Origin of the sequence: Shigella sp. FC1661 (assembly GCF_001712525.1) — a bacterium.
Taxonomy (GTDB): domain Bacteria; phylum Pseudomonadota; class Gammaproteobacteria; order Enterobacterales; family Enterobacteriaceae; genus Escherichia; species Escherichia coli.
Genome location: NZ_MDGW01000059.1, coordinates 1 through 9,645, shown reverse-complemented (window position 1 = coordinate 9,645; position 9,645 = coordinate 1). Strand labels below are relative to the sequence as shown.

At 47.3% G+C, this 9,645-nt stretch carries 5 protein-coding genes and 4 pseudogenes; 3 read left to right on the top strand and 6 right to left on the bottom strand.

What is annotated here, in order from left to right; translation table 11 throughout:
- Nucleotides 1–294: integrase core domain-containing protein (locus BFF42_RS04630; RefSeq protein WP_146627975.1), on the top strand; the 294-nt coding region annotated here is incomplete at its 5' end.
- 38 nt (nt 295–332) lie between these two features.
- On the opposite strand, the pseudogene BFF42_RS04625 reads toward BFF42_RS04630, so the two are convergent.
- From BFF42_RS04625 to yeaG, 4 genes and pseudogenes are all read right to left on the bottom strand, one after another.
- A pseudogene (locus tag BFF42_RS04625) lies at nt 333–1,226 on the bottom strand (GAPES1 domain-containing protein); the annotation flags it as partial.
- Between the two features lie 180 nt (nt 1,227–1,406).
- Entirely contained in the window at nt 1,407–2,882 is a 1,476-nt protein-coding gene (locus BFF42_RS04615; protein WP_000616430.1) for a sensor domain-containing diguanylate cyclase, read from the bottom strand.
- Between the two features lie 146 nt (nt 2,883–3,028).
- Nucleotides 3,029–4,312, bottom strand: a complete 1,284-nt coding sequence (locus BFF42_RS04610; RefSeq protein ID WP_000219706.1) for a YeaH/YhbH family protein — start codon at nt 4,310–4,312, stop codon at nt 3,029–3,031.
- Between the two features lie 112 nt (nt 4,313–4,424).
- A pseudogene (yeaG, locus tag BFF42_RS04605) lies at nt 4,425–6,358 on the bottom strand (protein kinase YeaG).
- Nucleotides 6,359–6,793: 435 nt separating this feature from the next.
- On the opposite strand from yeaG, the gene mipA reads away from it, so the two are divergent.
- A complete protein-coding gene (gene mipA, locus BFF42_RS04600) occupies nt 6,794–7,540 on the top strand; it encodes a scaffolding protein MipA (protein ID WP_000163771.1) in 747 nt (248 codons plus the stop codon).
- A gap of 89 nt (nt 7,541–7,629) precedes the next feature.
- A pseudogene (yeaE, locus tag BFF42_RS04595) lies at nt 7,630–8,483 on the top strand (methylglyoxal reductase YeaE).
- 50 nt (nt 8,484–8,533) lie between these two features.
- On the opposite strand, the gene BFF42_RS04590 reads toward yeaE, so the two are convergent.
- Nucleotides 8,534–9,418 (bottom strand): D-hexose-6-phosphate mutarotase, encoded by an 885-nt coding sequence (locus BFF42_RS04590; protein ID WP_004983283.1) that lies wholly within the window; start codon nt 9,416–9,418, stop codon nt 8,534–8,536.
- 67 nt (nt 9,419–9,485) lie between these two features.
- Nucleotides 9,486–9,645: pseudogene (locus tag BFF42_RS04585) on the bottom strand (IS4 family transposase); the annotation flags it as partial.

Here is a 9,645-nt window from a genome sequence, read left to right as displayed (position 1 = left end):
GATCGAGGTTCACAGTACTGCGCATACGATTACCGGGTCATACAGGAGCAGTCTGGTCTGAAAACATCAATGTCGCGTAAAGGTCACTGTTACGACAACGCTCCGATGGAAAGCTTCTGGGGAACGCTGAAAAATGAGAGCCTGAGCCACTATCGTTTTAATAACCGGGATGAAGCCATCTCAGTAATACGGGAATACATTGAGATTTTCTACAATCGTCAGCGTCGTCACTCTCGTCTGGGGAATATCTCCCCGGCAGCCTTCAGGGAAAAATATCATCAGATGGCTGCTTAAAAAAAGAACAAATGGTAGTGTCCGCTATTGCCAGTACACCTCATGCCGCCCGGTAAGTCATGGACGTAACTGACATACTGGAACAGATTATCTTCGCTCTGGTTGATGATAATGTCGCGCCCCGAATCGGTATCGGTTAGCGTGACATTGAGAAAACGCCAGAGGAGAGGGCGGTCATGAGTGTAAAAGATATTCCGCAAATTGTTTTTGTTAATATCCAGCAGCACAATCCCTTTTAGCTGCCCTGCAACATACACCGGCGTCAGCAAACTCATCACGTTCTGTTTAGTACGCTGATCCTGGTAAATGCTCGACAATACGGTACGCCCGGTAAATACCTTTTCAATATCTTTGCGATCGATACCAATACTTCCTGACTGCAGGAAGGACCAGTTATTCATCGCAAAGTATTCAACATTAACCGGCTCATAAAAATAGACATAGCGGTCATTGAGATCGAGATAATAGTGAAATTTCTCTTCGGCCATCCCAAGACCTGAACCGTAATCATCCTAGTGGCGGTTGCCTTCCACTGCCTGATCAAAAGCGGGTAATAGTGCTGCAGCTTCCACAATTGTGTCGCAGTCAGTGGATGCGGTTTGTAGTGTGCCGCGTAAGCCCGGGTATTTATGAGCAGTCAGGTTTAAGCCATGGGTATTATTGGCAGACTCAAAAGCCTCGCAGATGGCGCGCCGCTGTTCTGGCGACACTTCCGACAGCTCAGCAGCGAGAGCGCGCATCACATGCGCGGCAATACTCTGATTCTGATACTTATCATAAAGAAAGGAGGAGTCTGCTTTCTGCACGATATAGCGCAGATAGGCACTCATTGCTCTGTCGCTGGCGACAAGTTCAAAAATAAGGAAGGAAGATGTCAGCACAATGACACTTGCGGCGATAAAATGCCGGAGCATTCTATGGTGCAATTTCATGATAAATGGCACTCCTTCGGTTAGTGAAACGAGAAAACCAGATAAAGTTCGATTGCGGCCTGGCACAGGGGCGCTAATTATACTCATCTCTGCGCCGCTGGGGAGGGGAAATTTAGGGGTAATAGTAATAAATTGTATGCAAAAGCCACGCAAAAAGCATGGCTCTGAATATTTTTGCACTTAAATATGATGAATAATCACTTTGTTGCCCCCCTCGCTTTTCGCTTCGCGTAAGGCTTTATCTGCTTCCGTCATGACAAGCGAGATATTACGCGTGTCACCCGTTGAAAAAACCGTGCCAATACTGATGGTCATTTGTTCAGGAACATCATATCTGTTACTAAAGCCGGTCAGGAGTTCGACATTTTTACGTATACGATCCGCAATGATTTTTGCCTGGGCACTATTGAGTTCGGTAAATAGCAAGCCAAACACCTCACCCTCCAGTCGCGCTAAAATATCATCAGGGCGGATGCTTTGCTGGATAATATCGACAATTGAAACCAGCACTTTATCACCCACACGATGTCCCCATTGGGCATTGATGCGTTTGAACTGATTAATATCAACCAGCATGACACAGAAGTCCTTAACAACAGGTCGCGACAATAATGACTCTACGCTGTTGAAAAAGTAGCGCCGATTATAAATATTGGTCAGCACATCATGAACTGCCAGTTTGCTGGAGAGTTGCAGCTCCTGAAAAATGTTATAAATCAGAAAAGACACAACAAACAGTTTACTGGAAACTTCAATCCCGCGACTGATATACCAGATGGTGTAATTATACTCATCCAGAGTCAGTAGAAGTAAGTTGCAGCATAGCGATGCCAGACATAATAATGCTATTAACGGCCATAGTTCGCTGGCTAATCGTGTACGCATGATAATAAAGAACAGTAAAAATGCCCACAGACAAACCAATATTTTTGTATAGTTGATTCCCCTGGTCGCAGTATGGTTGTCCGGACAGTAGTCGACGACATACAAAGAATAGTCAGCGTTATAACTGCTCAGATTGTGTGCCAGAAGGGGAAAAACTAAAAAAGGAATCAACGCCAGCAACAGGATTCCCGTTTTTTTCTTATTGTTGTCAAGGATGTTGTCTTTTCCATAACAAAAGAGTGCCAGCGAGGTTAAACAAATAAAACTGAGTTGGCGGAAAATATAGAAAATAGAAACATCATTCGACTTTGTCTGGATCAGTGTACTGCCGTTAATTGGTTTATGGATAATTACAATGGTTTCAACTAAATAGATAAGGCCACTTAAGAATGCAAGGCTTAAAATGAGTGTTGGTAAAATTTGTTTGTTAGTGAAATATTTCATTAACATGAAAAGAAAAATGACGGCGTTAAGGAAAAACAAAGCCACAACAACCATCAGGTAATTCATCTGTGGGATGAGTTTTACATTTGTGTTTTCGTTATATAAGGTAGTAATGCAAAATAAAATTAATGTCAGCAATAAACTGAAAATAAAAAAGCTTTGAGCTTTTAATTTTTGTGTACCCATAGAAACCATAAAAAGGAGAGCAATGTGAGTGCTGGATTTTATTGATGGCAGAGATATATAGTTTTGACCAGGATCAATTTTCGTCAACGATAAAAAATATTTAAAGAATAACCCCATGGAAATACGTGTTGACTGAATCATTTTTCCGAATGATTGTTTTCTGGAACTAAATTATGTAAAGGTTATGCTGTCATATTTAAAGCGATTGTAAGCTAATGTATGTAATAAATGAGATAATTTACAGTAAGCTAAAAATCAGCCAGGCGATAATGACCTGGCTGATAGTTTTAGTCTTTAGCTGTTGCATTTTGTTTATGAAACAGTTCACGGAACACCGGATAAATATCATCCTGGTCGCGGATGTGCTGCATCGCAAAGTTGTCGAAAGTAGATTGCAGATGCTCATATTCTCGCCACAATGTCTGATGTGCACGACGGGTAATTTCGATATAGCTGTAATAACGAACAACAGGTAATAATTTTTTCGCCAGGATTTCATGGCAAAGCGGAGAGTCATCGGCCCAGTTATCGCCGTCCGATGCTTGTGCAGCGTAAATATTCCACTGTGCCGGGTTATAACGCTCTTTCACTACCTCATCCATCAGTTTCAGGGCGCTGGAAACAATGGTGCCGCCTGTTTCCTGCGAGTAGAAAAACTCATGTTCATCGACTTCTTTCGCTTGGGTATGATGGCGGATGTATACGACTTCCACGTTCTTATACGTTCTGCTGAGGAACAGATACAGCAGAATATAAAAACGCTTAGCCATATCTTTAGTGGATTGATCCATTGAACCGGAAACGTCCATCAGGCAAAACATCACTGCCTGGCTGGAGGGATCGGGCCGCTTCTCGTAGTTCTTGTAACGTAAATCGAAGGTGTCAATAAAAGGGACGCGTTCAATTTTGGCACGTAATTCTGCAATTTCTTTGCGCAGACGTTCCTCTTCCAGCAGTTGCGCAGGTTCACTGTTGCTGATGATGGCCAAATTCTCTTCCAGCGCATGAAGTTCCCGTCGCTTGCCCGCCGTCATGGCTGTGCGTCGCGCCAGTGAGTTCTGCAAGGAACGCACAACGCTGATATTGGCTGGAACGCCGTTAGCGGTATAACCCGCCCGATGCGTTTTATATTCGGTCAGCTGGCGTTGTTGGTTTTGTTTCAGATTCGGTAAGGCCAAATCTTCAAAGAGCAGATCAAGATACTCATCTTTCGAAATCTGAAAGACAAATTCATCCTGACCTTCACCATCCTGGCTGGCCTGGCCCTGACCACTGCCGGAACCTCCGCCGCCACCCTGGGGACGTTCAATTCGGTCGTTCTGGACGAAATGGTCATTGCCCGGATGTACGCGGTGGCGCAGGCCGCCACGCCCCTGATGAAACATCGGTTCGCTAATATCTTCCGTGGGAATGGATACGGATTCGCCGCTGTCTACGTCAGTCACCGAACGCTTATTCATGGCCTCGGAGATCGACTGTTTAATTTGCGCTTTATAACGGCGTAAAAAACGCTGGCGATTCACCATGCTTTTGTTTTTGCCGTTCAGACGCCGGTCAATAAACCAGGTCATATGCCCCCCGTACTACATTTGCCAACTGTATGCTACGCCTGTGTTGCCATTTCTCTGGCCCACGGTTCGCTGTCGTTGTAGGCCCGGTAGCATGTGTACCGGGCCAGGGTTGTTAAGACGATTTACGTACGCGCAAATACCATTCGCACAGTAAACGCACCTGTTTACGGGTGTAGCCTTTTTCCATCATACGGTCGACAAAGTCGTCGTGTTTCTTCTGCTCGTCGGTTGACGTTTTGGCGTTAAACGAGATAACCGGCAACAGCTCCTCGGTATTGGAGAACATTTTCTTCTCGATAACCGTGCGCAGTTTTTCATAGCTGGTCCAGTTCGGATTGCGTCCGCTGTTATTCGCTCTGGCGCGCAGTACGAAGTTAACAATCTCGTTGCGGAAATCTTTTGGATTACTGATCCCCGCCGGTTTCTCGATTTTCTCCAGCTCGGCGTTAAGAGACTCGCGGTCAAACAGCTGCCCGGTATCCGGATCGCGATACTCCTGATCCTGAATCCAGAAATCCGCGTAGGTAACATAACGGTCGAAAATGTTTTGCCCATATTCGGAATAGGATTCAAGGTAGGCCGTCTGGATCTCTTTGCCGATAAACTCGGCATATTTCGGGATCAGATAACCTTTCAGGAACTCCAGATAGCGTTCTGCCTGCTCTTGCGGGAACTGCTCGCGCTCGATCTGCTGTTCCAGGACGTAGAACAGATGGACCGGGTTTGCCGCCACTTCTACATGATCGAAGTTGAACACGCGGGAGAGGATCTTAAACGCAAAACGCGTCGACAGACCGTTCATCCCTTCATCGACACCGGCGTAGTCACGATATTCCTGATACGACTTGGCTTTGGGATCGGTGTCTTTCAGACTTTCGCCATCATAAACCCGCATCTTTGAATAAATGCTGGAGTTTTCTGGCTCTTTCAGGCGCGAAAGAATGGAAAAACGTGACAGTGTTTCCAGCGTGCCAGGGGCGCATGGGGCGTGAGTCAATTCACTGTGATTAAGCAATTTCTCGTAGATTTTGATCTCTTCGGAAATGCGCAAGCAATACGGCACCTTCACGATGTAAACACGGTCGAGGAAGGCTTCGTTGTTTTTGTTATTACGGAAAGTGACCCATTCGGACTCGTTCGAGTGGGCGAGAATAATCCCGTTGAACGGCAGGGCGGAGATACCTTCCGTCCCGTTGTAGTTACCTTCCTGAGTGGCGGTTAACAAGGGATGCAGCACTTTTATCGGTGCTTTAAACATCTCAACGAATTCCATGATCCCCTGATTGGCGCGGCACAGCGCACCGGAATAGCCGTAGGCGTCCGGGTCATTCTGCGCGTAGTGTTCGAGTTTACGAATATCGACTTTCCCAACCAGCGCGGAGATGTCCTGGTTGTTCTCATCGCCGGGTTCCGTTTTGGCGATAGCAATTTGTTGCAGAATTGACGGCCAGACCTTCACTACCCGGAACTTAGTGATATCGCCACCAAATTCATGCAGGCGTTTTGCCGCCCACGGCGACATGATGGTGCCGAGATAACGGCGAGGAATGCCATACTCTTTTTCCAGAATCTGCGCATCTTCCTGCGGATTGAAAAGACAGAACGGATGATCGTTGACCGGGCTACGCTCACCGTTGGCGCTCAATACATAAATCGGTACGAGCTGCATTAATGATTTCAGTCGCTCAGCAAGCGATGATTTACCCCACCCACAGGCCCCAGCAGATACAGGATTTGTTTCTTCTCTTCCAGCCCCTGAGCCGCGTGTTTCAGATAAGAGACAATCTGTTCAATCGCGTCTTCCATGCCGTAAAACTCTTCAAACGCCGGATAACGTGCAATGACCCGGTTAGAAAAGAGTCGAGAAAGTCTGGGTTCCTGGGCTGTATCGACCATGACAGGCTCACCGATAGCCATCAATAGCCGCTCAGCCGCGTTGGCATAAGCACTGCGATCTTGCCGACAAGTGGTAAGAAACTCCTGCAGTGTGAACTCTTCGTCCTTGGCAGCTTCATATCGCTGGCGATAGTGATCGAATATATTCATGGTATGCCGTCCTTTCGTTTTTTAGCACAGGTTAAGAGCCGTTCATATGAATAGTAGAGGCTCCCGGAAGAGGTAAACTGAACGACGTCTCTTGCTAAAACACAGCAACTCTCATGCCATTTTATCGACGATGAGAACAACGTGCCCGGTGATACACCTTCAAAATTAAGCGTAGATGGCAAATGGAAAACTTGCCTGCACGGCTTTCTTAATTTCAATGGCATATCAACAACTCATCCATAAATTTTGCATAATTAATGTAAAGACCAGGCTCGCCAGTAACGCTAAATTCATTTGGCTGTAAGCGCGGTGTCATCCGCGGCAGGAAAATTAAACAGTTACTTTAAAAAATGAAAACGTAAAAAGGTTGGGTTTCGATGTATTGACGGGTAAACTTTGTCGCCCGCTAAACATTTGTTTAAGGAATGATTAATTGTGACCAAACTCAAACTTCTGGCACTTGGAGTGCTTATCGCAACGTCTGCAGGCGTAGCGCACGCTGAAGGTAAATTTTCCTTGGGCGCAGGCGTAGGTGTCGTTGAGCACCCATATAAAGATTACGATACCGATGTTTACCCAGTACCGGTAATCAACTATGAAGGCGATAACTTCTGGTTCCGTGGCTTAGGTGGTGGTTACTACCTGTGGAATGACGCAACAGATAAACTTTCAATTACCGCTTACTGGTCGCCGCTTTACTTCAAAGCGAAAGACAGTGGCGATCACCAAATGCGTCACCTGGATGACCGTAAGAGCACCATGATGGCTGGTCTGTCTTATGCTCACTTTACCCAGTACGGTTACCTGCGTACCACCCTGGCTGGCGATACCCTGGATAACAGCAACGGCATTGTCTGGGATATGGCCTGGTTGTATCGTTACACCAACGGTGGCCTGACCGTGACTCCGGGTATTGGTGTGCAGTGGAACAGCGAAAACCAGAACGAATACTATTATGGCGTATCGCGCAAAGAGTCCGCTCGCAGCGGTCTGCGTGGCTATAACCCGAACGACAGCTGGAGCCCTTACCTGGAGCTGAGCGCCAGCTACAACTTCCTCGGCGACTGGAGTGTTTACGGTACCGCGCGCTATACCCGTCTGTCTGATGAAGTTACTGACAGCCCGATGGTGGATAAATCCTGGACTGGCCTGATTTCTACCGGGATCACCTACAAATTCTGATAATGCATCTTTCCAGGGCATTTTGTGCATAAAAACAGGGCGTCACGCCTTGTTTTGCATTACGGTGGTGCAATACCTGGGAGGAAACAATGCAACAAAAAATGATTCAATTTAGTGGCGATGTCTCACTGCCAGCCATAGGGCAGGGAACATGGTATATGGGCGAAGATGCCAGTCAGCGCAAAACAGAAGTTGCTGCACTACGCGCGGGCATTGAGCTCGGTTTAACCCTCATTGATACCGCCGAAATGTATGCCGATGGCGGTGCCGAAAAGGTGGTTGGGGAAGCATTAACCGGTCTGCGTGATAACGTCTTTCTCGTCTCTAAAGTCTATCCGTGGAATGCTGGCAGGCAAAAAGCGATAAATGCATGCGAAGCCAGTTTATGCCGTCTCAATACTGATTATCTCGATCTCTACTTATTACACTGGTCTGGCAGTTTCGCTTTTGAAGAGACTGTTGCAGCGATGGAAAAATTGATCGCCCAGAGAAAAATCCGCCGCTGGGGCGTTTCTAACCTTGATTATGCTGATATGCAGGAACTCTGGCAGCTGCCGGGGGGAAATCAGTGTGCCACTAATCAGGTGCTTTACCATCTCGGTTCACGAGGGATTGAGTACGATCTACTCCCCTGGTGCCAGCAACAGCAGATGCCGGTGATGGCTTACAGTCCATTAGCCCAGGCCGGGCGGTTGCGCAATGGACTGTTAAAAACGCGGTAGTCAACGAAATTGCACATGCTCACAATATCAGCTCGGCACAAGTATTGTTGGCGAGGGTAATCAGCCATCAGGGTGTGATGGCGATTCCAAAAGCGGCCACGATTGCCCATGTTCAACAGAATGCGGCTGTGCTTGAGGTCGAACTTTCGTCAGCGGAATTAACCATGCTGGATAAAGCGTATCCGGCACCAAAAGGAAAAACTGCGCTGGATATGGTGTGATGTTGATACGTGCCGGATGCATCGCACCCGGCACACAACATTAACGCAAATTAACGTTTCGCAACGCGAATGGATTGCGCCAGATGTGCAGGTTTCTCTTTGGTGACTTTTTGCGTTTCTGAAGCGTAAGCCGTTTCTACACAAACAAATGTTTTGTAGCCATCATCCGGCATATCGCCCATACTAATTGAAAGCGCCGGTCCCGGGTTCCAGCCTACAACGTTCAGATGATGCTGGTGGCCTACGGCGATAATACGATTCAGCGCTTCATCATTAATCACGCTGCAATCTTGCGGATTCAGATACACGCGATCGGTACGGTCAGGGAAGGTCTGAATACCGTCGGTCAGTACATCTTCTTTCGCGTCATTCACTTTATCAATGAAGCGATCGCCCAGCCCACTGACGCTTACCTTAGCGATATCACCCACGTTAAAGTAGGTATGCAGGGCAGAGGTGGTTTCAAATTCGCCATGTGATTCAAGATCGATTTCACAGGTTTTACCCACGCGGAAATGCGCTAACAGCGTAAAGTCGTGCGGACAGAATTTTTTCGTCTCTTCGCTTTGCGTCAATTCAAAAGTCAGCGCTACGCCATCAGCATCTTCATGATGTGATTTCAGCGTCCACGGCAGGTTGCGGGCAAAACCGTGCGCAGGCAGACCTTGTTGTGCCGCCGGACCAAACCACGGCCAGCAAACCGGTACGCCACCGCGAATAGCGACGCCATTTTTGAACGGTGTGTTGTTGCTCAACCACAGAACTTCTTCTTCACCCGCAGGTTTCCACGAGAGAAGGTGTGCGCCCTGTAATGCAAAAGAGGCTTTTACCTGGGGATGATCGACCACAATGAGGTCCAGTTCATCCAGTTTACGACGGGAGAGGACAGGGGAGATTTGTTCGATGACCGGAAGGGCAAAAATTTTCTTAATCATGACGCAGTCCTTTAACTTCATTTTATCAGGTAAAAAAAAGAGCGACCGAAGTCGTAATGCCAGTCAGTTAAGCAACTGACTGGCTCTTTTTCGGGGCTGTGGGGTATTTCCAGGGCCTCTCCTTTACCACTCTCGGGAAGGCCCTTCCCCTTCTCGTCGGTAATTTCACAAGTTGTCCCATACTTGCAAGATCGCGCATCAGCTCCGGTATACGTCCCGGTGAAGCG